Raw genomic sequence first — 24,124 nt, 5'->3', positions numbered from 1 at the left:
TCACGCTCGGCCCAGTTATCTACTCCAATTTAGATCGACATGAGGAAGTCGAGGAGCTGCTGGACCTGCTGCTTGTTCAGCCTGAGGTAGCGTTCCTTGGAGGCCTTCGCCTCGCCATCGTGAGCCTTGATCGCTTCATCGACAGTCTGTGCGCGACCGTCATGCAGGTAGGGCGCACTCGCGCGCAGCCCCCACAGAGGCGCAGTTTTCATGTCTCTCACATCAGCGGCGGACTGGGCGATGCCATCTCCCAGAGCCCCCATGTCATGCAGGAGCAGGTCTGAGAAAAGCCAGACCTCCTGGCGGTCGAGCGCGGCTATTTTATGGGGGCCTGTGATCATCAGCGGCACGTGGCAGACGGCGCATCCGGTGTTTTGAAACACACTCCGTCCAACCGCAGCAGAGTTCGACAAAGGCAGTCGCGGCGGCGCACCAAGGAAACGCATGAAGTCAGCCACACGGTCAATGTCTCCCCTGCCTGTCGTGGGATCGACGACATCCTCGGGATCCACCACGGTGTCATATTGTGCGAGGAGCTGCGCATTGCCATTGGGTGCGTTTTCAACCGGAAAGAGACGGTTGGTGATGCCCATTTCATTGAGATAGGCATCTCCGGCAAAGCTCAGCACCGTGGCTTGCTGCGCCTTCCAGCCAAAGCGGCCGATCAGCATCTTGCCTGTGGCCGGGTCCGCCACCCTGGCCACTTTTCCCAGCACACCATCCATGGGGGTACGCCTGACATTTTGCAGAATTTGATCGTCCGGGATGGCTTCGACCAAGCCCAGGCCGAAGAGCGGGGTGGAGTTTCGATGCGCCACCACGTTGGCCTCCTGCGGCACCACTTCATGCAGAGCGGGGCTGATCTCCATTTCCTGCTGCAGAGAGCCGCCCAGAGACGTGAGCGGATTAAAGCCCCCGCCGTCGGTGCGGCCAAAGCGTGTCACATTGATGGGGCCTGCACCGCCTGTGGCAGGCGCGTTGTGGCAGGTGACGCAGGAGCTGCGATTAAAGATGGGCCCGAGACCGCCAGTCTCTGTTTCCGTGTCTTCAAAGTCATCCTTTCCATCCAGAAAGGCGGCCAGCTGAGCCCTCGTGAGCCCCGGCAGCGGATCACCAAACTGTGGCTTTGCGGCATTTGTCGGCGGTGGCGTAGTGTGCGGCGGATGCTGAGCCCGGTGCGCGGGGTGACGGGGCGGCATTTGAGCCACGGCATGCGTCTCAAGAGAGCATGCCGTCAGGAGCGCAAGATAAGAGGTGAGACGTGTCGCTTTCATGGCAGGATGGGTTGGCTGCAATCACGCCCATGCGTGATATCGTTGATCTTGGAAATCCCCTGCCTCAAAATTCGTTACTCACTTTTTCCAACACACACCATGACCCTGAAAATCATCATCAAGTACCTGCTCAGCGCCGGCATCATCACACTCGTAAGCGAGATGGTGAAGCGGAGCGACAAGCTGGGTGCGCTGCTGGCAGCGCTGCCGTTTGTGAGCATCATCACGCTCTTCTGGGTGCACCATGAGAGCGGTCCGGAAGTGCGGGCACAAAAGACGGCAGACCACATGTATTACATCTTCTGGTATGTGCTACCCACGCTGCCGATGTTTCTGCTCTTTCCCGCGTTTCAGCGCTGGTGGGGTTTTTATGGTGCCCTGGGCGGCAGCGCAGTGCTGACGCTGCTGCTCTTTGCGCTGCTGCGCGCCGTCAGCGCACGATTTGGCCTGATGCTGTAAGGCTGCGGGCTTGACGGGTGTCGCAGCCGCGTGCTTGATCCGGCATGAACACCAACCACTGTCGCTGGGGCATCCTGGGTGCCGCCTTCATCGCCCGCAAAAACTGGCAGGCCATCCGTGATGCCGGAAACGCCACACTGGTGGCGGTGGCCAGCCGTGACCTCCTGCGTGCGCAGACCTTCATTGATGAATGCCAGAGCAGCGCTCCGCATGCGGTCGTGCCGGAGGCCATGGATGACTACAACGCGCTGCTGGCACGCAGGGACATCGACGCCGTGTACATCCCGTTGCCCACCGGCCTGCGCAAGGAATGGGTCATCCGCGCCGCAGAGGCCGGCAAGCATGTGCTGGCGGAAAAGCCCGTGGGTGTGCATGCGGCCGATGTGGCGGAGATGATCGCCGCGTGTGAAAAGCATCGCGTGCAGTTTATGGACGGCGTGATGTTCATGCACGGCCGCCGCCTGCAGAAGCTGCGCGATGCAGTGGACCTCGATGTGGGGCCAGTGCGCCACATTGCCACCCAGTTCAGCTTCATGAGCGACGATGAGTTTCAGCGCAGCAACATCCGTGCGCACGGCAAGCTGGAGCCACTGGGCTGCCTCGGAGATCTGGGCTGGTACTGTCTGCGCTTCACGCTTTGGGCCATGAACTACGCCACCCCATTGCAGGTGACAGGCCGCATCCATTCGGAGACGCAGCAGACGGACGACACGCCTCCTGTGCCGCTCGAGTTTTCCGGCGCGCTGACCTTTGCGGATGGCGCCAGCGCGTCCTTTTACTGTTCCTTCACCACCACGAATGCGCAGTGGGCCATCGTGAGCGGCGGCAAGGGGCTGCTGCAGGTGTCCGACTTTGTGCTGCCCTTTCATGGCAGCGAGACGAAGTACAGCCTGACGCGCTCCGATTTTATGCTGGACCGCTGCCAGGCCAGCATGCACGAAGGCCGCAAAGTCGAAGTGATCGACGAGCCAAGCAGCAACGCCCCGGGCTCGCAGGAGTCCAACCTGTTCCGCACTTTTTCTGAACTCGTGCTCTCCGAAAAACTGGATGCTCACTGGCCGCGCATCAGCCTGCTGACGCAGCGCGTGCTGGATGCCTGTCTGGCGTCTGCGCAGGACGGCGGCAGAACAGTGAAGCTGGATTTTTAGTCAAAGATCCAGCACCTTGTCCATACGGCGGGCCACATCTGCCAGATAGTCCCAGTCTCCGGCCTTCACCTCGGCGGCGGCCCAGCCGGTGTAGTTGATTTTGGCCAGCTCTGCGCGGACGGCTGGCCAGTTGACACTGCCCTCTCCGAGCGGTGCGTCAAAGCCTTTGCGCATGCCTTCCTTCATGGCGCGCTCGAGGTCGTATTCCTTCACGTCCAGCTTCAGGCTGCGTTTTCCCAGCACTTGCGCCCAGTGCTCCGCCACGCCCCAGCGCATCATGTTGCCGATGTCGAAATGCACCTGCACCCAAGGGCTGCCAACGTCATCGATGAACCGCGCCATGTCGAAAGCGCTGATGAGAAAGGTGTTCCAGACGTTTTCGATGAGAATGCGAACGCCTTGCTTTTCTGCATGCACAGAGGCCCGCTTCATGCGCGCCACTGATGCATCCCATGTCTGCTGCAGCGGCTGGTCCTGCGGATAGTCCAGCACCACGAGCATGGAATCTCCACCCAGCTTTTTCGTCAGATCAATGCCTGACTCAAGTCCTTCGCTTCGTCCGCCCACGGTGCCGTCGATGATCAGTCCGCTCTCCTTGCTGGCGGCGATCCATTCGTTCGCGTTCTGCTCGGTTACATGCCCTAGCAGGCTGGGCTCCACACCCTCATAGCCGCAGGCCCGAAGCTTTTTGAAAGCCTCCGCCAGAGGCATCCCCTGCGCGGCTTTTTGCGCCATGCCCCACTTGAGCGACTTGCGGATCTTTCCAGTGAAGCTTCCAGCGAGAAGCACCGCAGAAGGTGCAAGCATGACATGGCTGCACAGCACGGAAGTTTGATGAATGAAGCAGCGGCGTTTCATGTCATGCACAGATCGGCGATTAAATCAGCCCCCTTTACCAAGGGGCAGTGAAAGCACGATGCCATCACAAACCGGGCTTGCTGTCGAGTCGGAAAATGACTGGCCCCATGCACTTCCGCCTAGCAGGCATCAGCATCACTTTTGAGTCCGCGTGAGGCAAGTCGGCTCAGACCAGTTCCAAAACTGCGGCTCCAGAAGCTTCGCATAATTTTGCGGAGCGGAATCCAAGTGGCTATGGGCACCATTCTTGTCAGCCTTTACGACACCTTTGAGATGACCTGCCTTGATGGCAGCGGCAACAGCCTCGTGGTCGATGCTCCAAGTGTAGAGCACACCGCCTTCGGCGACACGCATCAAGAAGAGAGAGACTGGTCCGGCCTTTTTGACATCGCGTTCCTTGGCGACTGCGAAGCAGAGCTTGACCTTGGAGTCGGCCGAGGCACGGCGAATGGCCAACTCGACGGGCTTGTCCTCTTTGTTGCCGGGCTCTGTCATGAGAATCCTGCCCTGCACAGAGTCAGTTACGGCAAATTGCACGGCGTCCTCCTCTTTTTCATTCACTGTAGTCCAGGCACCATTCCAGTCAGCGACATCAAGAGCGACCGGCCTGAGGCCAAAGTCTTCATCCACGGTCGTTTCGGGACAGGAAGTGAGGAGGCAGGCAAGCAAAACGGCGGTCAGAACGCGCAGCATGAGAGTCATGGCCGTGGCGGAGTGGGGGGCGGGGTTGACGGGAGCTGGTCACGCAGTTGGCTGGTGGCTCCAGGCGGCAGAGAAAGAGAAATGCCGCTGCTGCGCGCATCACTGCTTTCCGGAGGCGCGGCGATGTCAGACGGCGGTTTCGGTACCGGAATGGCTTTGGGCACAGCAGACTCTCCAGGAGCGACTTTGACCCCAGGCACACTCGAAGGAGGAGCCTTGGCCTGTTGGGGCGCCAGCACTTGTTTGGCGGGCACGGGTACAATGACAGACGGATTTCCAGCCGCCTCCAAAGGTGCAGGCACATGCTTTTTTTGCCAAAGGGCGGAGCCAGAGAGATGGGCGCACATGGCCCCGATGACCATGGAACCGCTCAGAAACACGGCGGCCTTCAGCCACAGGGGCACATCCTCTCGCGGAATGAGATGAGCGGGCAGCGTGGGGGGGACATTCGCGGCAGCAAGCGCCCAGTCAGGCGCATCTGGTGGCGAAGGCTCGCTTCCGCCGTTGCGGAAAAGCAGCTCGGCAAAGCCGATGGTTGGCTCGTCTCCGCCCCTGGCTGCGCCTCCAGATGTGAGGGCTCCCGGAGCTGCACGGGATGATTCAGCGACCAGCGGCACCGAGACCTCAGGCTTCACAGGCGGTTTGGCGACGGGCACAGTCTGAGCGCGAGTCTTTGCCACAGGTTCTGCAACGCCTGTGCGCACAGGCTCGCTGGCTTTGGGTGCGGGGTCACGATGCTGAATGATGCGAGCGTAACGGGCGAGAAAGTCGCTGCGCTGGGAGGGCTTTGCCTCTGCCATCTTGGCGACTTCGTCATCAAGCAGTCGCGCAACAGTTTCGCGCTCACGCGTATCTGGGCGCGGTTCGGCGTGAACACCAAGAGGAGACACAAAGCCCAGAAGGAATTTGCACATGGCAGCAAGCCAGCCGCCATGCCATGGCGTGGGCGTCGTGCCTCGCGCAGGAGGCAGCAGCACGGCGGGGTCGCAGCCCCTGCCAGACATGGATGCAAGCGTAGGATGCGCGCGTACAATGACATTGAAGGCCGGCCACTCGTTGAGCTTGGAAACAAGCAGCTTCGTGCTGCGTGAGTCCTCACGCGCGAATCCGGTGAGCAGGAAGATGTCTTCCAGCCGCAGCTTGCTGGAGGGAAGAGTGGAGCGTTCGAGCTGAGTCAGCGCAGTGTCGAGCCCGGCAAGCACAAGGTAGGCCTCCTGCACTTCCAGGCACTGCCGCTCCCGCAAGAGCTCAGCGAGGCTGATCCCCTCGGCGACTTCTTCCGCGAGACAGGTGATTTCCTCGGCCTCATTCACGAGCGCCAGAGTTATGAGACACGAATTGTCACGCTGCTTGGTGATCTTGAAGGCGGACTCATCCGCCTGTTTCACACTTGCATGGGAAATTCGGGCAGGCGGAACCTGCTCAATTAGAACGGAACGGCCTGTCTTGGTAAGCGTGCCGCGCATGCTGTAGGGGTTGGCCATGTCGAGGCGCTGGCTCTGAATGCGAACCAGATTGACCATGCCACGTGCGACATCCTGATAGCCAGCCAGCAGCGGAGCGAGCAGAGCACGAGGTTTGTGCGCCGTGGGTATTTCCCCGGAAAGCTGCTGGGGCGCAAGTTTGTGCAAACTGGCGCGCAACTCACGCATGGCCGCGATGACACCGCCACCTGCACAGGAAAGGCAGGCGCTGAGAAGTTCGGCAAAATCTGCCACTGCAAGGCTGTGGTCCGGCAGCATGCCGCCCTGTTCCACAAGGAAGGTGCGAAGAGCTTTGCCCTGCTTTTCAAAACCGGCCTTCAGGGCACGCTTTTTGCCATCGCTGTTGCTGAGCACATTGAAGTCAGCCGCCAGCACCTGGACAGCCTGCGATGCGGTTTGCACAATTCTCAGGTTATCGAGAGGGGATTCGGCAAGGAACTCGCCTCTCTCACACAGTGCTATGGCAGTCTCCAGCGCCCGGGTGGCGATCATGATGGCAAGCCAGCCTGGAATGTCCTGAAGCCGGGCGAGATAGGTCCTCAGAGCCTCTCCATCCACATTGCCGGTGATATAAAAGGGGTTTCCTTCGTCTTCACCAAATTCGATCATGCGGGCGAGCCCGGGGTGGCCTCGTTTTTGCAGTGTTTTGCAGCCTTCCTCAAACGCAGCTCGGCTTTGCAGGGGCTCCAGCAGCACATGGCAGTGGACGTACTCCATCCGCTGGATATCAAAGGCCAGCACCGCCACCTGCTCGGAGTTGCGGACCAGCTCGACGTTGTTGCCGTCGACGTCTTGAACGATTTGATAATGTCTGAATAGACTCGGCTCCGACATGGGGGGCTGTTTTGAGGAGGAATGGCCGACTATCCTTCCATGCGACGGATGTTCAAGCCAGCGTTTCCTCGTAAGGTGAATAACAAATGGCGTGCCAAAACTTGCCCGTTCCTTTTGTTTCGGGCACATTTTGAGCAAATGCACCGCCCCGTCACCTCCCTCCTGGCAAGCCTCCTGCTCATTTTTCCACTGGCGGTTTTTGCCCAGACACCGCCAGAGGATGATTCACCCTCTAAAATCCGCGTGTCACTGCTGCCCGGCACGCCGGATGTGGACGCTGCCACGCAGGCTGTGCTGACGGATTGGCTGACTCAATTTCAAAGAACCATCTACCGGATGAAAATCCGTGATTATTTGCAAATGGTTGACTGGGACGCCCTCATTGAGGCCACCTACGCCGGTTCTGCCGTCCAGCCAGACCTTTCCAAAAAGCTTTTGCTCAAAAAAGCCATGATCCTGACCAGCGAGCGCATGTTTCCGGTCATGCGCCCGTTTTTTCTGTTTCTGGACGCCGAGATACGTCGCATTGATGTTGATGGCGACAAGGCGGTGATCATCGCAAGAACCCACGATGAGGGCGGCTCCGAATTCAAGCTGCGCTGGTGGCTGCAGCGCCATGGCAGCCACTGGCAGATGACAGATTATGAAAACATCACCGTCAGCACCCGTTTTTCAGCGCTTTTGCTGATGGGGTTCCAGGCGGCATCATCACCAGAGGGACTCAGCAAGGAACAGGCCTCAAAATTTATACAAATGGGCATAGCGATGCAGGATGGTGAAATCGACAAAGCCTACACGCTCGTCAAAGAACTCGACGCCTCCAAACTGCCTGCGGTGCTCACAGAGGTATTTCTGGCTGCCAAGCTAGGCGTGCTTTCCCAGATGGATGGCAAAAAGGACGAACTCGAGACCGCTTTGCGCGATCTGGAAAAAATAGCGCCTACCAATCCCGTTCTTTTTTTGATGCGCACCGCGACCAGCTACGATGCGTCAGACTATAAGAACACCATCCTTTGGGCGAAAAAAATTGGCGCCAGCGTGGGCCATGACGAGGACACATGGTCCATGCTTGCGGACTCTTATCGTGAGCTTAAAGAAGACAAAGAATACCTCGCTGCCAGTGAGGGCTGGGTAGCGGACTACCCCAACTCGCCAACGGCGCTCTGGAATTTTTGGCAGGCCCTGCCCGAAGCTCAGCGTGAGGGCAGGATAAAACCCTTGCTGGAGAAAATCACCCCTGCTGAAGACGGGCTGGTGGAATTTGCAGACAATGCCATGATTGAAGATGACGCAGCAGCCATGAAAATGACCATCAGCGTCATGCAGGCGCGAAAGCTGGCACCTGAGACGGTTGATGAATTTCAATCCAGTCTCAAAATGATCCTGGATGCCCAAAAAAGCACACCCGAAAAAAGGAAATAGCAACAAAGTCGCAGCCGCTGCCCTCTGCGCAGCGGACGTGACACACGTCATTTTTATGCTGTCGGCTTCCATGCTGCTATGGCATCGGGAGAGCGGGATTTCATACCGAGACGCTGGGTGGTGAACTCATCGGGCAGCAGAATCTCGGTTGCTGTGTTAAAGCCAAGAGAGCCTAGAAAGTGCGTTTCAGTGCGTTCTGCTGACTCCGCCAGCCAGGCAAAAGCACGGTGGTAGTGGCTCAGAAAGGTTTCCACATAGGGGGCGATGCACTCGGAAGTGCGTGATGCCATCTGCATGCCGATGCCGCGCATGCTGGCAGCATCTGCCAGGGTCATCGAAACCCCCGGCATCTCCGGCATAGGCATGGGCATGAGATGCTGGTTCAGGCTCACAGTCTTGCCGTCATCCGTGAAAGGAAACGGCGCGCCGTCCATGGTGGCTGTGATCTGGCGCAGGAGGTTGAACATTTTCGGCACCACCGACTGCAGCGCAGTGAGAAAAGCACTGGGGTCATCCACGTTTGCAAACTTGGTCGTGAGAGTCTGAAAAGCAAAAAACGAGATCAGCAGCTCACGGAATGACCGCAGCGCACCGCTCATGGCCTCATAGATGGTGACCCAGGCGGTCAGGTCACGACGCCGCACACGCAGCCATTCACTGAGCTCTGCGGGATCGCTCCACCAGAGCATGCCAAGCGCTGCGGCAAACCGGCGTTCAAGCACCCGCTCACGCTCCTGCAGCGGGCCCTCCATATGCTCCATGACCATGCGCTGGCAGCTGGCTTCCTCATAGAGGGTGCTCGAACTGGCATCCCGCGTGCCGAACTGCATTCTTGAAACGCTGAATCCCGCGAGGCTGAGCGTGGCGGCAGCCTCGAGATCACGACGGCGCTGCCAGGCCTGGTTCCATTCCTGCAAGGCCACTTTGAACTGAGGTCCCCAGACACTGACTTCCTCGCGCACCTGCAGAATCTCGCGCTTGAGTTCAGAAAGCGTCGTGGCGCTTGTGGGAGTGCTGCCCAGACCGCACATCGTGCGCTCCGGGTGGGCCAGCCCGCCGAAATAACGGCGGATGACCAGCAGCGCCTCCTCCTCGTTCCGGTTTTGATGAATCGCCTCATCATCTCTCACCATGCGGTGCTCATGCAGGTTCAAGCCCAGCCCATGCTGGTAATAGAAGCAGGTCACCTGCCGGGAGAGATCCACAAATTGACGCAAAGCCGATGCAGCAGGCTGTGCATGGGACAAATGGGCAACGATCGCCTCGCCCTTCGCAGCAGGCTCATCTGCCTGCTTCACGGCAAGCACCTCTCCCGCATCAGCACGGGCCAAAGCACGCTCCTTTGCCTGGGCAGCCACATGGCGTGCCATGAGCAGAGAAAGATTCTCCGGAAGGTGATGCTGGCTGATGCCGCTGCTTATTTCCTGCTGCGCCACCTCCCATGATCTGCGAAGCAGGGAAAGCTTTTGCTGCATGCGCAGGTTCATGGCCTCGCCGATGACATTGGAGCAACAACGCACCGCCAGACGCTGCATGCTCCAAATCGTGGCGGCACTGACAAGCCGGGCGGCCAGGGCAAAGACCATGAAAGGGATTTTAGCCACCCACATCCAGCTCCGCATGAGCCTGCGCCACAGATGGTGCCATTCGGGTTCACGCTGCGGAGTCAGATAAACGTAAACCTCCCATGGATTGCGCTCGAGTGCAGCGCGGAAAAACCAGGCGTTAATTTCCCGAACAGCGTGCACCAGAGGGGTGCAAAGGCCGCCCGCATTGTGGCTAAGCTCCTGCACCAGCAGACCGCCAAGCTCGCGGGCGGTGATCACTGACACCACCGGCAGGCCGAGGTGCAGCACCGTCTGCCCGCTGAGGAGGCCTGACAAGCCGCCCAGCATGGAGCTGCGGACTGTGACTGTGGTGTCCAGCCAGACCTGCACGGGGGGCTGAGCACGCAAATGCCAGCAGAGCAGATGGATGAGCTCAAAAAGCTGCGGCTGTGTGGCAGGACTGACCTGCACCGCCACCTTTGCAGGCTTTGACCGTGGCAGCAAAGGCCGAAGCATGAACCCCCAGGTTATGCCCATGAAGACGAACTTCAAAAGCTCCGAAAGCATGCGCCAGAGCCCCCATTCGGCCCAAGTCCTGTGGCTGACGATCAGCCAGAACTGCCAGCCTATCCATGCCAGCAGCCCTCCCACCAGCAGCAGGTAACAAAGCTGAAGAGCCAATGCGCAGGTGGCGGAAAACAGCAGCAGCCCAAAATGCAAGGGCCCACGCCACGGTGCGATGCGCACCGGCTGTTCGGGCCGTTGTAGAGTGACTGTGGGGGCGGGCATGAAAATCTGGGATAACTGAAAGCGGCATCCCTCCTCATAATTAACCCCTTTAAATATGGTAATTCTAGTTAATTGTTGACGTTTAGAGGGGTTTTAGGTGCATTCTGAAGACAGGTTTAGCCACCTTGAGTCGTTCCTCTGCAATGAAGCGGCTCTGTATTCTGGCCTTGGGAATTGTCGCGCTTACCGCCGCCGCAGCTTCACGCCCTCCAAATCTTGTCTTCATACTGACTGACAATCAGGGAGCTTGGACGCTGGGCTGCTACGGAAACCCGGAGATCCGCACACCTAACATCGACAGGCTCGCGGCTGAAGGCATCCGCTTCACACACGCGCTGAGCAGCAATCCGGTATGCTCGCCCACAAGGGCCACATTTCTCACAGGACTGCTCCCATCCCAGCATGGTGTGCATTCTTTTCTGGATCCCAAGTTCATGATGGGCCCGGAAGCCTACAATACGCTGCAAGAGTTCACATCTCTGGGCGAAGTTTTACAAAAGGCGGGCTACACCTGCGGACTGAGCGGCAAATGGCACCTGGGAGCGAACATGACACCAAGCGAAGGCTTCACCACCTGGACGACGAAGCCAGACGGCAGCACGCAGGAATTTTATGACCAGAAGGTCATCGAAAACGGCCAACTCCGGGTGGAACACGGCTACACCACGGACTTCTGGACACGCAAGGGCGTGGAGTTCATAGCAGCAAACAAAGACCGGCCCTTCTTCCTTTACCTCGCCTACAACGGCCCCTACTCCCTAGGCCGGCTGATGCTCAACAAGGCTCAAAACCGTCATGCGGACTACTACGCGGACAAACCGCTGCACTCATTTCCCCGCGATGCGATGCACCCCTGGCAACATGACAACAAGTCTTTTCACAACACCGACGCCGCGCGCCGCCGCATGGCCAGTGAGGTGAGCGGTGTGGATGATGGCGTGGGTGAGATCATGGCAGCGCTGGCAGCCAATGGCCTGGACGATAACACGCTGGTTGTTTACACCAGCGATCAGGGCTGGATGGGCGGCCAGAACGGCATGTGGGGCATGGGGGACCACTTTCGCCCCATTGGCGCGCATGAACTGATGATGCAGATCCCACTTATCTTCCGCCAGCCAGGAACCATCCCTGCGGCTCAGACCTGTGATGCGCTGATAAGCAACTACGACTTCATGCCGAGTGTGCTCAGCCAGCTCGGGCTTGGTGACAGGATGCCAAAGCAGCCGCCATCCCCAGGCCGTGATTTTTCCCCTGCCCTGCGCGGCAAGCCCCTGGCGGATTGGGACAACACCGTCTTCTACGAAATGGAGTCCACCCGGGCCATCCGTACTGCGCGTTGGAAATACGTGGCTCGTTTTCCTTCCGGCCCCTACGAGCTTTATGACATGCAGACGGACCCGCATGAACGCTTCAATCAGTACGGCCAGCCCGGTACTGAAGAGCTCAAGTCGGAGCTTTCCAAGCAGCTGGATTCTTTCTTCAGCCGCTACGCCGCCCCAAAATATGACATCTGGAAAGGCGGCGGATCAAAAGCGAAGAGGCATGCACCATAAGGACCTCGAGGCGCTGAAAAAATCGCAGCCTTATTTGCCCTCAAACCTCTTTCGCAGCTCGTTAAAGTAGCGCCTCACCTGCTCACGGCGAGCAGGCGGCAGGGAGGCTTCGTCCAGCGCGGCTTCCTCAGCCTGAATCGCTTCGAGAGCGGTCTGTGCTGAGCCGCGGGCGGACTTTTCGCTACGGGCACCACCCTCCACACTGCGCACGGTGCTCTGCCCCTCACTGTTCTGCTGGGCGCGCACCACACTTTGTTTGTCAGTTTTCTGCGCGCTTGTAGGAGCACTCTTGAGGTCGGCTTTGCCTTGGCCTGGAGGCAGGCCGGAGCCAGGCATGGTCAGCATGGGAGCATTTGGGTCAGGCGGAACCCCATCACCTTCTATGATAACGATGGGGGCTTTTTCATCAGGCTTGGCTCCACCAGGAATGGGTGCCAGCAGCATCGGCTGTCCCTCTCCAGGCTGGCCTTGCTTGCCAGCCTGCCCTTGCTGGCCCTGCCCCATGCTCATCATGGGCTGCTGCTGCCCCTGGCCTTGTCCATCCTGGGGCTGTTGCATTTGATTTTGCTGCCCCGATTGGCCCATACCGGGGGGATTGAGTGGCTGCTGAAGGTTCTGAGCCTGGCCGTTCTGCTGGGGGCTCTGCTGCCCTTGCTGCTGGGGTGAGGCATCCTGCCCCGCCTGGCTCATCTGTTGCATCGCCCCATTGCTGCCGTCCTGCTGTCCTGCGATCTTGCTGCCCGAATCACGCAACTGCTGGGCAAGCTGCTGCAGCTCCTTGCGCGCCTGTTCACGCAAAGCGAGATCACGCAGCTTGTCGGCAAGTTTTTGGAATTCTGCGCCAGCGCCTGCGGCTTTGCCCTGCTGCATTTGATCTCCAGCCGCAAGAACATTCTGGCCGACGGCACGCTGGCGGTCTTCCTGGTCCGAATGCATCTGCGCGTCCTTGAGCGTCTCGCTCATGCGGTCTCTCGCTTCGGCATTGAGCTGGGGGGATTTGAGCTTGCTGCCCAGCGCCTCAGCCGCCTGCGCTGCCGTCTGAGCATTCTTCGCAGCCACGGCATCCCCAAGATCTGCCGTGTCGGCGTGCTGTCGAAGTGACTCGATGAGTTTTTCCGAAGCCCAGGGTTCCTTGCCATCGCCAAGCTCATCCGCAAGCTTCTCCGCCTCGCGTGCGCGCCGTTCCAGTTCGGCCAGCACATCACGCGCATCCTTGCCTGCTGCATTGGAAAGATCTGCAGCAGTCTTTTGCAGCTTGTCATTGAGCTCATCCAGCTTTTTGGCCTCATCATCCCTCAGCCCCGCAAGCTTTTTCTTTTCCCAGTCTGCCTGCGTGAGCCTCTTCGCTTCTTCTGCGGCTGTGCGCGACATTTCCCCGTCCATCATCAACGCCTCCGAAGGCGGTGAGGTGACGGCGCTGAGGAAAGTGCTTAGCATGGCAACCAGCAGTGGCAGCGCCAGCCAGCGGTCAGGCCTCAGCGGAAGGTCTTGTCTCAAAGAGGCCGGCCATGCCCGCACCAGAACCTCACGCTGGACTTCGATGTGTGCGCGCGCCTCCTCGCCTTCTTCGGCGTTTTTCTCGAACCACCAGGCAGAAGCGAAGGCCTCTCGCCGCCCCGCCGCCTGATCCCACAAGGCCAGCGCGCTGAATTCACCAGGCCTCTGCCACCATGCGTAGCCAAGGCAGCCGGTCAGCCACACTAAAAGCCCCGCCCATGGGGAGAAAACTGCACCTGACCCGCGTAGCGCAGCGAGCATGAGCAAAACAAGCCCCAGAGAGGCGGGAATGAGCGTCATGCGCAGCACTGCAAGCCATCGCCTGAGCGTCACCCAGACCTGTACACGCTGGGCCACTGAGGCAAAGGCCTGGGCGGAGGATGCAGTCTGACTCATGCCTGGCATTACACCCTAAAACGCAGGTGGGGCCAAGCATTTTGAAGCCCCCGGCCTGAATTCCTTGGCGGACAAAGGAACACCGGAGCCGCATGGCCCGCCGCTCACTCTGTTTTCGTTTTTTGAAACCAGCCCTTCATCTTGCCCAGAAGCCCTTTTTTCGGCTCACTCTCCACCGCATCAGGCGGGGGCAGCAGAGCGTTGGGCTTGCCAGCGGCAGCCGGGATGGCCCTGGGAACAATGGTTTCAGGCATTCCTGCAAACTGGGCAGCTTCGTCAAAGCTGGCGCTGTAGTCACCGAACCGCGCCTGCTCGAGGTAGTGGGAGGCGCTGTCAGGCAGGATGCGTGGCTGCACAAAGATCATCATCTCCCGCCTTTCCTTGGCCTTGCTGGTGCTGCCGAAAAGGTTTTTGACAATCGGGATGCGGACCAAAAAAGGCAGGCCGCTTTTGTTATTGGTGTCACGTTCAGTGATGAGCCCGCCAAGCATGGCCGTGGCACGATCAGCCACGATGAGGCTGTTGGCCATGCCCTGTTCCGAAATGTTGGGCACCTGGTTGCCGCTGATGGTGGTGTAGTTCGAGATGTCGTTGTTTTGCTGCTTGAACTCCAGCATGACTTCCGCGTCGTTGAAAATGTGCGGTGTGATGTCGAGCTGCAGGCGCACGGGAATGTACTGTGTGGTGGATGTGAAGCCACCGCCAACCACACCGCTGGTATAGCTCTGGCCGGCGATGGCCACCTGCTGACCGATGTAAATGCGCGCAGGCTGATGGTTGAGAGTGGTAAGCGTGGGCTTTTGCAGCACATGAAATCGCTTGGTGCTTTCCAAGGTCTGGAGAAAGACATTCAGGTTCTTGTTGATCTGACCGTAGGCAGTCAGCCCTCCCAGAGTGGCCGGACCTCCCGCAGCCAGAAAACCGGCCATGTTTTTCAAATTGGATGGATCGGCAAAAGCCGTTCCCTGAGTGTTGAGAACTCCGCCGACAAGCCCGTCGTCACCCACCTGCTTGAGGGTTTGAATCCAGTCGAGGCCAAAGTTAAAATTGTCGCTTAGCGTAAACTCGCCGATGATCGCGGAAAGCAGAATCTGCCGTGGGCGCACATCGAGTTCTTCCGCGAGATCCTGCAAGGCTTTGATCTGATCTGGCGGCCCGCTGGCAAAAAATTTTGAACTGGCCGGATCCGCTATGACCAGCGTGTTGGCGATGAGTATGCTTATGGGCTTTCTGGTGATCTGCAGATCTGTAGCGATGCTGCCTGTGCCAAACCCCTGCCCCGCAGCTCCTCCACCAGACAATGCGCCACCACCCTGAATGCCAGCGCCCACGTTCGTGCCCCCACCTGTGCCCAGTGCAGCTCCCGCACCGAAAGATTGGGGAATATTGGCAGGCTGCGCTGGCGCAGATGACTGCGATTTCTGCTGCGATTCCAGACTGTTGTCCTGCTGCCGGGGGTCGTTTCTCATCAACGCCTTCTCGGCGATGCTCAGGAATACGGAGAGATCGAGGTAGTTGAGCTTGCGTGAGAAGTAACGGCTGGCCGAAGCTTCTGCATCCAACTCCCGCACCAACGCCTCGATTTTTTGCAGGTCGAGCGGGCGGGCCACAACGACAATCGTATTGGTTCTGGCAACTGCCTGCATGAGAGGCCTGGCCGTATGCTGTGCCATGCCTGAAACTTGCACGGCTGCTGCAGCCGTTGATGCCGCGCCAGGATCACTCGCGCCTTCAGCAGACCGTCCGGCAGAAGATTTGTCGAGTCCAAGCAGCACCTCAAGCTGCTCGACAACCTCCTGGGCCTCAGCACGCTCAATACGGATGCTTTTCTGCACGGTTTCCACCGGTGGCTGATCTACCTGACGCGAAAGTTCAAGATAGGCGCGAATGGTCTGCGAGGCTTCGGTAATGACCAGCGACTGCGAGTTTGGCACGGCCAAAATCCGGCCATAAGGGTGCAGTGGAATGATGGTTTGAAATGCCGTGCTGGCTTCTTCCGCCCCCAGATGGCTAAGCTGAAGCACATGCGTCACAACCTGATCCGAATCAGGCAGATCTTCCGCCCTCAGAATCATCGGCACGTTTTGCGCAGACGGAAGGCTGCCTCCCTCCGTGGCGATCAGCTTGAAGAGATTGCCCCCGCTGGGCACCAACGCATAGCCGTGCATGAGCAGCCCCTTTTCGATGATAGCCCGATATTCCTCGTCGCTGAATTCACCAGGCACATCAATGGTGACAACGGCATTTTCCAACCCGCGGTCACGTAAGACTTTGCGACCGGTGACACGAAAGTATTCAGCCAGCACTTCAGCAACCGGCGTAGCCGTGAAACTGATCAGATTGCCCCCAGAGCCGCTGGTCGCTGACTGCACAGGGGGAGGGTTCAGGCCTGCAGGCGGGAGAGGACCGGGCACCGCAGGCCGTGCTGGAATCTGCGCCTGCACTCCGGCGAGGGAAAACAACGCGATGATAAAAAGTGACAGTGCTGAGGAGTTCATAAAAGAGGGGCGGCGGTCATCTGGTAGCGGCATCATCGTGAGGGGGCTTGCGCGCCAGCAACGACCGGCGCATGCAGGCGGCTGAAGCTGATCAGAGCCACCACACTGGCAGGATCGGCGGCATCGGGCGTCACCTTGAGCTCCGTCACCAAGCAGAAAGCCTCAGGAGAAAGAAGCTGGTGAATCCAGCGGAACAACGCAGGCAGCCCTCCGCGCACTGTGAGTGTCACAGCCACCTCATTTTGAAACTCCGTCCTGACCAGCTCATGCAGCTTTTTTTTCTGCACCACAAGCCCCTGTGCCGCAGCCGATGCCAGCAGGTCTTCGAGCAGTTCCTGGCTGGCCACGCTTTCACTGGTCATCGGTGGCTGCGAAGCCCGCAACCATTCCAGGCGCTGCTGCCAGAGCCCCGCCTCGGCCAGCAGAGCCGAGGCCTCCATTTGCCGGAGTTCAAGCGCCTGCTCGCGACGATCAATGCCATGCTGAAGTCGCAGCAGCTGACGAGACAGCAAAGCGCCTGTGCATACCGCAACCAGCACGCCCAGAATCATGATCAGCCGCTTTTCACTGGCCTTCATGGCTGACACCTCCCGAATCAAGAGTCCCTTCCGCGCGAAAATCCGCACGATTGTCTTCGCGGATCGCAGGCACAGGAAAATTCCACACGTAGTGTTGCAACGCAGAGCATGCCGTCAGCTTTCCTTTGAACTCAAGGGCATGGTTCACAGTTGTAGCCTCTCCGCTCACCATGATTTTGCCGTCTTCAAACCCGAACTCCTTCAGCCGAATGCCTTCGTCCGGGAGAAGCGCCACGATCTGATGAAAAATCTCCACAGGATACATGTCAGGATTGATGGCTCCCTCCATCGCCAGCCACTGAGCCTGGGCCTGGGCCACCCGATCGATTTCAGGCTGCCGCATGGCGAGCTCTCTTTCGGCCTGTTGCAGGCCGCCGTCCCGCCCCTGCAAGCGCAGCCACCACGCCCCAAAAAAACACAGATACATGATGGCCGCAGCAGCAAACAACAGCAGTCTGGCATGCCGAGTTTGCTTTTGTCTCCGTAGCACCGCCACTTGCAGCGGCACCAGGCCACTCGCGGCTGCAGGCGGACGTGGGTTGGGGCGAGGCTCCTTGATCACGGATGCCTCCACAAAGAGGCAGGCTAGTTGTGGCACGAAATCGCTCTCGCATGCTGTCCAAACATGAATGACCGCAGGCTCCTCCATGAAGTCATGAGCCTGAAGAGCAGCACAAAGATCACGCAGCTCAAAAGCCGCATCCACATCCAGAACACGTGAAGCCAGAACAGAAGCATGAAGCAGCATGCCATCCCGGGTAAAGGCTGCGACATAGCGCCCCATTTCCATCCATAAAGCAGCACCATTCTCTGGTAGAGGCAGCATGCGGACAGTGGGTTCAAATCTTTCCGCAGTGCTGCTCCAGCCCTCTGAAAACAAGGTTTCTTCTGTCAGAGCCAAAGTGGCCACCAGAGACCTAGGCCCCTTGCGCAAAACAGTCCAGTGCATGCACAAGGAAGCGTCTCCACTTCCTAACACCCCCAGCGCCTCCCAGCGCAAAGCCACGGCTTCTTGATCTACGCTGTCCTGGCTCAGACACCAGAAAGGAGCGCTGTCAAAGGCCAGCATCTCGACTCCCATCAACGCTCCGCCGGTTCGTCCTGAGCGCTGCCAGACGCCGTCCTCGCAAGCCCAGATTTCGCGGGCCTCTTCTCCTGGAAAGCAGAGGGAATGTCCTGCCGGCTGCACCAAAGCCTTCTTCACGGCCCCCTTTCTCCTTTCACGGGAAATTCGCTCCACTCAATCATGCGCGGAGCGCCCTCTTTAGTGTCCAGGACTACTGCAATGCCACAAAGGGCATCTCCTGCCATGCCAATGCTTTCGACATGCCTTGTCGTTCCCTGCAGAGTCAGCTGCGGCAGAAGATCTGCCCGGGCTCCTGCTGCCCCTCCTAAAAGAGACATGACTGATTCAAGACTCCGGAATGGAACATCATCAGCCGTATGAGGCAGCCTGTCCGGACCATTGCGAGCACTCACCACCTGCTCAGCCGTTTCCAATGTTGTTCCAGAGACGGCTGAGAGAACTTCCGCAGATGCCGTATTGACGTCCAGCAGGCCGTTGCCTCGGAGAGTAAACCAGTCACGCCAGCCAGGCTTTACCGCATCCAGTTCATCCGCTCTTGCCACAAGCCCCACTTCGGAGAAGTTGCTGAAAGGACGGTTCAGCGGCAGTCCCGAACGGCCCTGGAGGTCATAGTCCACCTTTTCAGCACTGCCGGGGCGGCGTTTCAAGTCGTCGGCATCCGTCCAGTCCATGAAGCTGGCGGCGATGTCCTGAGCATCGGCAAGTGTCAGCCCCCAGGACATAAAAACACGCTCCAGCAGCGGCAGTTTGTCTGGCGTCAGCAATGCGTTGAGGTTCAGCTTGCGCTCCTCGGTGCTCAGTCTGGCTTCATACCCTTCGACTCCTGCCACGCTGCTCCGCAGCAGCGGATCTCCGGCTTTTATCAGCGGATGCGCGGCCACAGCAATCCCTTTTTCTGCGAGCTGCCGTGCGCGAGTGCGGCTTGTGCGTGCATACTGCATTTCACCATGCTCTCTGGACATGACGGCAGTGGTGATGACCAGAAACGAAAGCACCGCAGTCAGGCACAGCACGGCCAGCAGCACCGAACCGGCAGCAGCAGGCTGTTTGTGAAATTGGCAGACATATGTCACGATCACGAATGGGCATGCATCAGGCGGCATGCTCAAGTTACGGAATCTTCACATTCAAACGATGGCCCAGCTTCCGAACAGCCGGGCAGCGGCCTTCAATCGCCCGGGTGTCGGCAACAGTTCTGTCACATTTCCACCCCGCTCAGTCTCGCGCCTTCAATACTCCCACCATGTCCAGCTTTCGCAGCATGCGCCCCACCACCATGAAAGAAGCGCAGGATGCCGCCCCCACCACCAGAACGGCCATCGTGTAAGTATGCACGCTGATGACCAGCGGCATCCGGATCGTTTCAGTGCTCACGCTGGCAATGATGAAGGTGGCCAGACCTTTGCCAAAAAAAAGCCCCGCAGGGAGCGCTGTGAGGATGAGCAGCAGCAGCTCCCCGAGCAGGACTCCAGCCACTTCCCTCTGAGTGAAGCCTATGACACGCAGCGTCGCCAGATCCCGGCTGCGCTCTGAGAGAGCGATGCGGGCGCTGTTGTACACCACACCGAAAGCCACCACGACGGCCAGCACGAGATAAAGCCTGCGCAGGATGCCAATGCTCTGCCCTGTCGTGCTGCGGAAGGATTCCAGCTGGTCTTGTTTGACTAGCGTGATGGCGATGCGCGGCGTGTCCTTCACCGCACGCATGAAGTCAGTCCAGCGGGCTGCGTCCACTGTCATGTAGGCGCCGCTCACTGTGTCCCCCTCATGCATGAGGCGGTGCAGGGCATTGATGTCCATGAAAGCGGAGATGCCGGCAAAATCCTCCAGAAAGCCCCGGATGGGCACGCCAATGGATTCACGCCGGCCTTCAAGGCTCTCCACCTGAACCACGTCGCCGATGCGCGCACCAAAGATCTTGCCCAATTGCGCGGACATCACGATTCCCTCCTCCGGCAGCACGATGGGGCGGCGTTCTGCGTCCATGAGCCGGTTCAGGTCAGCATCCCGCGGCAGTCCCGTGACCGCGAGCTTTCGTGAATGGTGCCCGTAGTGAATGCGTGCCTGGACACTGCGCACGGGCTCGGCGAGTTGCACACCTGGCAGCTGCTCCAGATTGTGCAGCGAATCACCAGACCCAGGCTCGGCAAAAAACGCCACCACATCCTGCCGCTGCACATCATTCCATTGGTAAGTCAGCATGTAGTCGATGCTATCTGCCATGGAACCGGGCAGCACCATCAGCCCGGTCGCGAGAGCGAGGCCGAATACGGTGAACAGCGCCTGCACAGGCCTGCGCTCGATGTTTCTCAGGGCCATTCGAAACGCCGGACTGCTGCCGCGGGTCAGCCCCATGCGCTCAAGAGCCGAAGGCTCGAAGTCTGCCGGAGGCTCTGGCCTCATGGCCTCCGCAGGTGGCAGCCTCACCGCCATCCAGACAACACTGACAACACCCAAAAATGACGCGACACTGCTGACGGCCAGGGCGATCACCAAAGCACTGTAATCCATGCGGAAGCTCAGCACCGGAAATCGGAAAAACAGTTCGTAGACGCCGACCAGGCCGCCCCCCATCCAGCGGCCAACCAAACCGCCGGTCAAAGTGCCCAGCAGCACAATGACGAGCGCATAGCTCAGATAATGCCGCCCGACCTGCCATGAGGAGTAGCCCAGCGCCTTGAGCTGCGCGATCTGTTCCCGCTGCAGCCGCACCAGCCGTGCCAGCACTGCATTCACCATGAAGGCAGCCACACTCAGAAACACCACCGGATATGCCACGGACAGCGCCCTCACCACACGCAGTTCGTCATCCAAACGTCTGGCACTGTTGTGTTCCTGGCGGGTGTAGGCGCCCAAGGCACCGTAATCAATCAGCAGACGGTCCATTTCAGACATCACCGCACCAGCCTGCACTCCGGGAGAAAGATCCACGCAAATGTCATTGAAGGCACCGTCGAGATTGTAGGGCACGGCAATGGCCTTGTAGTTCATCCAGAAAACCCCGTACCGCTTGTTATCAGGCAATGTCTGACCGGGCCGCGCTTCAAACACAAACTCAGGTGAAAGACCGATGCCGCAGACAATGATAGTATCGCGGTGACCGTTGATAATGGCCACCAGGCTGTCGCCTATCTGCAACTTGTTGGCAAGCGCGAAGGATTCACTTACTACCGCCTGTCTCCGTTCATCAGGCTGCGGCAGGCGCCCTTGCCGGATGAAGACTTGGTTGAGCGTCTGAGACCTCCCTTCAGGCAACGACACCAAATGTGCCGACGCTGGCTCGGTCATCCCCTCAAGATCAAGCGTGGCATCGACCACAACACGGGCCTCCACTGCCGCTACTCCCGGGATTTCCGCCACTCGATCCGCCAACGACAAAGGTGCCCGTTTCAGCGTGGCAAACACATCCGCCAGACGCTGGCGCTGGTAATAGGCATCCCTCGTGCTTTCAAGAGTCAGCACGATGCTGCGTGTCATGATCATCATCGCCAGCCCGCAGGCCATCACGAGGCTCACAGCCACCATCTGCCCCTTCATGCGACCCAAATCGCGGAAGAGTTTTAAATCAAGCGGAGTGAACATGCCATAGGTCTATACGTTCAGTCACGTGCCTTGAGCACACTGACCAGATCCAGCTTGTTGAGCATAAAGCCGACCATGCCAAACGAGGCACCCGCTGCCGCCAGCACCACCAGCACGGATTTTGCATAGGTAATGGAGCTGATGTACTGCGGCAGGCGCACGGTTTCGTTGCTCACGGCACTGATCACATAAGAGGCCAGAACGCTGCCAAACACCAGCCCCAGCGGCAGTGCCGCCAGCACCAGCAGCGTGAGCTCCCCCAGCAGCACCCCGGACACTTCGCGCTTCGTCAGCCCCACAACCCGCAGCGTAGCCAGATCACGCCCGCGCTCCGAGAGCGCAATCCGCGCGCTGTTGTAAACAACCCCAAAGGCCACAATGACAGCCATCCATAGAAACAGCTGGCGTAGCGTGCCGATGCTCTGCCCCGTGGATGCGCGAAACGCCGCAAGCTCATTCTTCTTCACGCTGGCAAACTCGATTTTGGGCTGGTCTTTGACTTCGCGCATGAACTCATCCCAGCGTTTTTCATCCACGGTGAGAAACGCTCCCGTCATTGTCTCCCCTTCCCGCAGCAGACGACGCACCGCATCAATGTCCATGTAGGCCGTCATGCCATAGAAATCCGCCATGAAACCGCTGACGGTCACCACCTGGTGTTCGCAGCGCCCTTCCAGCACCTGAACCTGCAGCTGGTCCCCGATCTTCACCCCCAGCACCTGCCCCAGCTTCTGAGAAACGACCACCCCCTCTCGCGGCAGCTTGATCGGCCGCCCCTGCGAGTCGCGCGGATGAATCAGCTTGTGATTTTGTGCACAGCCCAGGATGAACAGCCTGCGCTCATGGTGTGCGTTGCTCAGTCTGGCGATGAATCCACGCACCGGCTCAGCCAGTATGGTTCCCGGCAGATGCTCCAGATCATGCAAGGTGTTGCGTGAAACAGGATCCTGCATGTGGATGACGACATTTTGCCGAAACTGATCATTCCACTGATAGGTTAGCAACTGGTCCACACTGTCAGCCAACGCACCAGGCAGCACCAGAAGGCCCGTGGCCAGCGCCAGACCTGCCACCGTGAATCCGGACTGCACAGGCCGGCGCTCGATGTTTCTCAAAGCCATGCGAAACACCAGCCCTGTGCCTCGTGTGAAACCAAGCCGCTCCAGCAGCGAAGGCTTGAAATTCGCCGGAGGCTCTGGACGCATCGCCTCTGCCGGGGAGAGCCTCACTGCCAGCCACACCGCCCCTGCCACCCCCAGCACCGCCGCCAGAATGCTGATGACCAGGGCCATGACCAAAGCGCCCTGATCAAGTTGAAACTGGAGATCAGGAAAATGGAACAACAGCGTGTACACACCAAGCATGACATGCCCCAGCCGCCAGCCCGCAAAGATCCCCACCGCCGTGCCGGCCACCACGATCACCAGAGCGTAGTTAAGATAGTGCCCGCCTACCTGCCAGGAAGTGTACCCCAGCGCCTTGAGCTGGGCTATCTGCTCGCGTTGCAGCCGCACAAGCCGCGAAGTGACCGAATTCACCATAAAGGCAGCCACACAAAGAAACACCACCGGATAGGCCAGGGCGAGCGCACGCACGATTCTCAGTTCGTCCCCGAGACGCTTGGAGCTGGAGTGGTCACTCAGAGCATACGCGCCGGGAGATCCGTAGGTCACCAGCAGCTGGTCCACCTCCTCGATGACCTTCTTCGGCTGAGTTCCCGGAGAAAGATCCATGCAAAAGTCATTGAACGCCCCATCCAGGTCGAAAGCGGCAGCCAGGGACTGATAGCGCAGCCAAAAGACGCCATAGTGCCGGTTGTCCGGCAGAGTCTGCCCAGGCGGCGCTTCAAAGACAAACTCCGGAGAAAGCCCGATGCCGCAAATGTCCAGATGGTCACGGTGACCGTTCAATATGGCTGAAATGCGGTCACCTATCTGCAGCCCATGCGCCTGGGCAAAGGCCTCGCTCACCACCGCCTCACGCTGCCCACCTGCTGCAGGCAGCCTACCGCGCCTCAAAAAAATCTGGTTGAGATTGAGCTTTCCGTCATCCGGCAGGGAGACCAGCCGGGCCCTGACCGGCTCCTGCATGCCCTGCATGTCCAGCAGCGCGCCTTTGACCACACGCAGATCCACCGTGGCCACGCCGGGGATGCGGCTCATGCGTTCTTTCATGGAGAGCGGGGCGCTCTTCACCTGCCCGAAGACATCCGGCATCTGGTAGCGCTGATAGTAGCTGTCCCGTGTAGCCTCCAGGCTCATGATCACGCTCTGAGACACGATCATCATGGCCACTCCGCAGGCCATGACCAGGCTCACCATCAGCACCTGTCCCTTCATGCCGCCGATGTCGCGCAGGAGTTTACGGTCAAGTGTGGTGATCATTCAGTAAAAAATTGCAACGGCTGCACAGGCAA

Annotated in this window: 16 protein-coding genes; 4 read left to right on the top strand and 12 right to left on the bottom strand. The window is 59.1% G+C overall.

The features are described from left to right. Positions 1-29 precede the first annotated feature (29 nt). A complete protein-coding gene (locus ACFQDI_RS24685; protein ID WP_377172085.1) occupies positions 30-1,274 on the bottom strand; it encodes a di-heme oxidoredictase family protein in 1,245 nt (414 codons plus the stop codon). Between the two features lie 99 nt (positions 1,275-1,373). Here ACFQDI_RS24685 and ACFQDI_RS24680 point away from each other — a divergent pair, with 99 nt between their 5' ends. Both ACFQDI_RS24680 and ACFQDI_RS24675 read left to right on the top strand, forming a co-directional pair. Continuing rightward, positions 1,374-1,733, top strand: coding sequence for a DUF3147 family protein (locus tag ACFQDI_RS24680; RefSeq protein ID WP_377172083.1), 360 nt, complete (start codon positions 1,374-1,376; stop codon positions 1,731-1,733). A 44-nt stretch (positions 1,734-1,777) separates the two neighbouring features. Next, the gene (locus ACFQDI_RS24675) at positions 1,778-2,881 is read left to right on the top strand and encodes a Gfo/Idh/MocA family protein (RefSeq protein ID WP_377172081.1); all 1,104 of its coding nucleotides are present in this window, start codon (positions 1,778-1,780) and stop codon (positions 2,879-2,881) included. Here ACFQDI_RS24675 and ACFQDI_RS24670 read toward each other — a convergent pair whose 3' ends face one another. The 3 genes from ACFQDI_RS24670 to ACFQDI_RS24660 all read right to left on the bottom strand — a co-directional run bounded on the left by ACFQDI_RS24670 (position 2,882) and on the right by ACFQDI_RS24660 (position 6,759). Then, on the bottom strand, positions 2,882-3,739 hold the full coding sequence (locus ACFQDI_RS24670; protein WP_377172079.1) for a sugar phosphate isomerase/epimerase family protein: 858 nt from the start codon (positions 3,737-3,739) through the stop codon (positions 2,882-2,884). Positions 3,740-3,874: 135 nt separating this feature from the next. Continuing rightward, positions 3,875-4,441, bottom strand: a complete 567-nt coding sequence (locus tag ACFQDI_RS24665) for a hypothetical protein (protein WP_377172077.1) — start codon at positions 4,439-4,441, stop codon at positions 3,875-3,877. Next, positions 4,438-6,759, bottom strand: coding sequence for a hypothetical protein (locus tag ACFQDI_RS24660; protein WP_377172075.1), 2,322 nt, complete (start codon positions 6,757-6,759; stop codon positions 4,438-4,440). The genes ACFQDI_RS24665 and ACFQDI_RS24660 overlap by 4 nt, the downstream gene beginning before the upstream one ends. A gap of 21 nt (positions 6,760-6,780) precedes the next feature. On the opposite strand from ACFQDI_RS24660, the gene ACFQDI_RS24655 reads away from it, so the two are divergent. After that, positions 6,781-8,181, top strand: coding sequence for a hypothetical protein (locus tag ACFQDI_RS24655; RefSeq protein ID WP_377172073.1), 1,401 nt, complete (start codon positions 6,781-6,783; stop codon positions 8,179-8,181). A 53-nt stretch (positions 8,182-8,234) separates the two neighbouring features. On the opposite strand, the gene ACFQDI_RS24650 is transcribed toward ACFQDI_RS24655, so the two are convergent. Next, positions 8,235-10,517: a hypothetical protein gene (locus ACFQDI_RS24650; protein WP_377172071.1), complete on the bottom strand. Its 2,283-nt coding sequence runs from the start codon at positions 10,515-10,517 to the stop codon at positions 8,235-8,237. Between the two features lie 143 nt (positions 10,518-10,660). Between ACFQDI_RS24650 and ACFQDI_RS24645 the strand changes: the two genes are divergently transcribed. Continuing rightward, a complete protein-coding gene (locus tag ACFQDI_RS24645; protein ID WP_377172069.1) occupies positions 10,661-12,070 on the top strand; it encodes a sulfatase family protein in 1,410 nt (469 codons plus the stop codon). A 30-nt stretch (positions 12,071-12,100) separates the two neighbouring features. Here the strand turns inward: ACFQDI_RS24645 and ACFQDI_RS24640 are convergent, their stop codons facing one another. The 7 genes from ACFQDI_RS24640 to ACFQDI_RS24610 form a co-directional block, all read right to left on the bottom strand. Then, positions 12,101-13,963 carry a hypothetical protein gene (locus ACFQDI_RS24640; protein ID WP_377172067.1) on the bottom strand — a complete coding sequence of 621 codons (1,863 nt, stop codon included), beginning with the start codon at positions 13,961-13,963 and terminating at the stop codon, positions 12,101-12,103. 104 nt (positions 13,964-14,067) lie between these two features. Beyond that, the gene (locus ACFQDI_RS24635; protein WP_377172065.1) at positions 14,068-16,461 is read right to left on the bottom strand and encodes a secretin N-terminal domain-containing protein; all 2,394 of its coding nucleotides are present in this window, start codon (positions 16,459-16,461) and stop codon (positions 14,068-14,070) included. Positions 16,462-16,493: 32 nt separating this feature from the next. After that, the gene (locus ACFQDI_RS24630) at positions 16,494-17,039 is read right to left on the bottom strand and encodes a hypothetical protein (RefSeq protein ID WP_377172063.1); all 546 of its coding nucleotides are present in this window, start codon (positions 17,037-17,039) and stop codon (positions 16,494-16,496) included. Next, positions 17,026-18,108: a hypothetical protein gene (locus tag ACFQDI_RS24625; RefSeq protein WP_377172061.1), complete on the bottom strand. Its 1,083-nt coding sequence runs from the start codon at positions 18,106-18,108 to the stop codon at positions 17,026-17,028. The genes ACFQDI_RS24630 and ACFQDI_RS24625 overlap by 14 nt, the downstream gene beginning before the upstream one ends. A 131-nt stretch (positions 18,109-18,239) precedes the next feature. Continuing rightward, entirely contained in the window at positions 18,240-19,199 is a 960-nt protein-coding gene (locus tag ACFQDI_RS24620) for a type II secretion system minor pseudopilin (protein WP_377172059.1), read from the bottom strand. 142 nt (positions 19,200-19,341) lie between these two features. Beyond that, entirely contained in the window at positions 19,342-21,708 is a 2,367-nt protein-coding gene (locus ACFQDI_RS24615) for an ABC transporter permease (protein WP_377172057.1), read from the bottom strand. Positions 21,709-21,725: 17 nt separating this feature from the next. Continuing rightward, positions 21,726-24,092: an ABC transporter permease gene (locus ACFQDI_RS24610; protein WP_377172055.1), complete on the bottom strand. Its 2,367-nt coding sequence runs from the start codon at positions 24,090-24,092 to the stop codon at positions 21,726-21,728. Positions 24,093-24,124: the final 32 nt, after the last annotated feature.

Origin of the sequence: Prosthecobacter fluviatilis (assembly GCF_042655725.1) — a bacterium.
Classification (GTDB): domain Bacteria; phylum Verrucomicrobiota; class Verrucomicrobiia; order Verrucomicrobiales; family Verrucomicrobiaceae; genus Prosthecobacter; species Prosthecobacter fluviatilis.
The sequence above is the reverse complement of the archived record's forward strand: the minus strand, read 5'-3'. Positions and strand labels throughout refer to the sequence as shown.

What these genes read in the sequence shown, in the direction of transcription:
- ACFQDI_RS24630 (WP_377172063.1), bottom strand. Translation starts at nt 17,039, where the DNA reads ATGAAGGCCAGTGAAAAGCGGCTGATCATGATTCTGGGCGTGCTGGTT.
- ACFQDI_RS24665 (WP_377172077.1), bottom strand. Translation starts at nt 4,441, where the DNA reads ATGACTCTCATGCTGCGCGTTCTGACCGCCGTTTTGCTTGCCTGCCTC.
- ACFQDI_RS24680 (WP_377172083.1), top strand. Translation starts at nt 1,374, where the DNA reads ATGACCCTGAAAATCATCATCAAGTACCTGCTCAGCGCCGGCATCATC.
- ACFQDI_RS24610 (WP_377172055.1), bottom strand. Translation starts at nt 24,092, where the DNA reads ATGATCACCACACTTGACCGTAAACTCCTGCGCGACATCGGCGGCATG.
- ACFQDI_RS24685 (WP_377172085.1), bottom strand. Translation starts at nt 1,274, where the DNA reads ATGAAAGCGACACGTCTCACCTCTTATCTTGCGCTCCTGACGGCATGC.
- ACFQDI_RS24625 (WP_377172061.1), bottom strand. Translation starts at nt 18,108, where the DNA reads ATGCTGGCCTTTGACAGCGCTCCTTTCTGGTGTCTGAGCCAGGACAGC.
- ACFQDI_RS24655 (WP_377172073.1), top strand. Translation starts at nt 6,781, where the DNA reads ATGGCCGACTATCCTTCCATGCGACGGATGTTCAAGCCAGCGTTTCCT.
- ACFQDI_RS24675 (WP_377172081.1), top strand. Translation starts at nt 1,778, where the DNA reads ATGAACACCAACCACTGTCGCTGGGGCATCCTGGGTGCCGCCTTCATC.
- ACFQDI_RS24645 (WP_377172069.1), top strand. Translation starts at nt 10,661, where the DNA reads ATGAAGCGGCTCTGTATTCTGGCCTTGGGAATTGTCGCGCTTACCGCC.
- ACFQDI_RS24640 (WP_377172067.1), bottom strand. Translation starts at nt 13,963, where the DNA reads ATGAGTCAGACTGCATCCTCCGCCCAGGCCTTTGCCTCAGTGGCCCAG.
- ACFQDI_RS24660 (WP_377172075.1), bottom strand. Translation starts at nt 6,759, where the DNA reads ATGTCGGAGCCGAGTCTATTCAGACATTATCAAATCGTTCAAGACGTC.
- ACFQDI_RS24615 (WP_377172057.1), bottom strand. Translation starts at nt 21,708, where the DNA reads ATGTTCACTCCGCTTGATTTAAAACTCTTCCGCGATTTGGGTCGCATG.
- ACFQDI_RS24635 (WP_377172065.1), bottom strand. Translation starts at nt 16,461, where the DNA reads ATGAACTCCTCAGCACTGTCACTTTTTATCATCGCGTTGTTTTCCCTC.
- ACFQDI_RS24650 (WP_377172071.1), bottom strand. Translation starts at nt 10,517, where the DNA reads ATGCCCGCCCCCACAGTCACTCTACAACGGCCCGAACAGCCGGTGCGC.
- ACFQDI_RS24670 (WP_377172079.1), bottom strand. Translation starts at nt 3,739, where the DNA reads ATGAAACGCCGCTGCTTCATTCATCAAACTTCCGTGCTGTGCAGCCAT.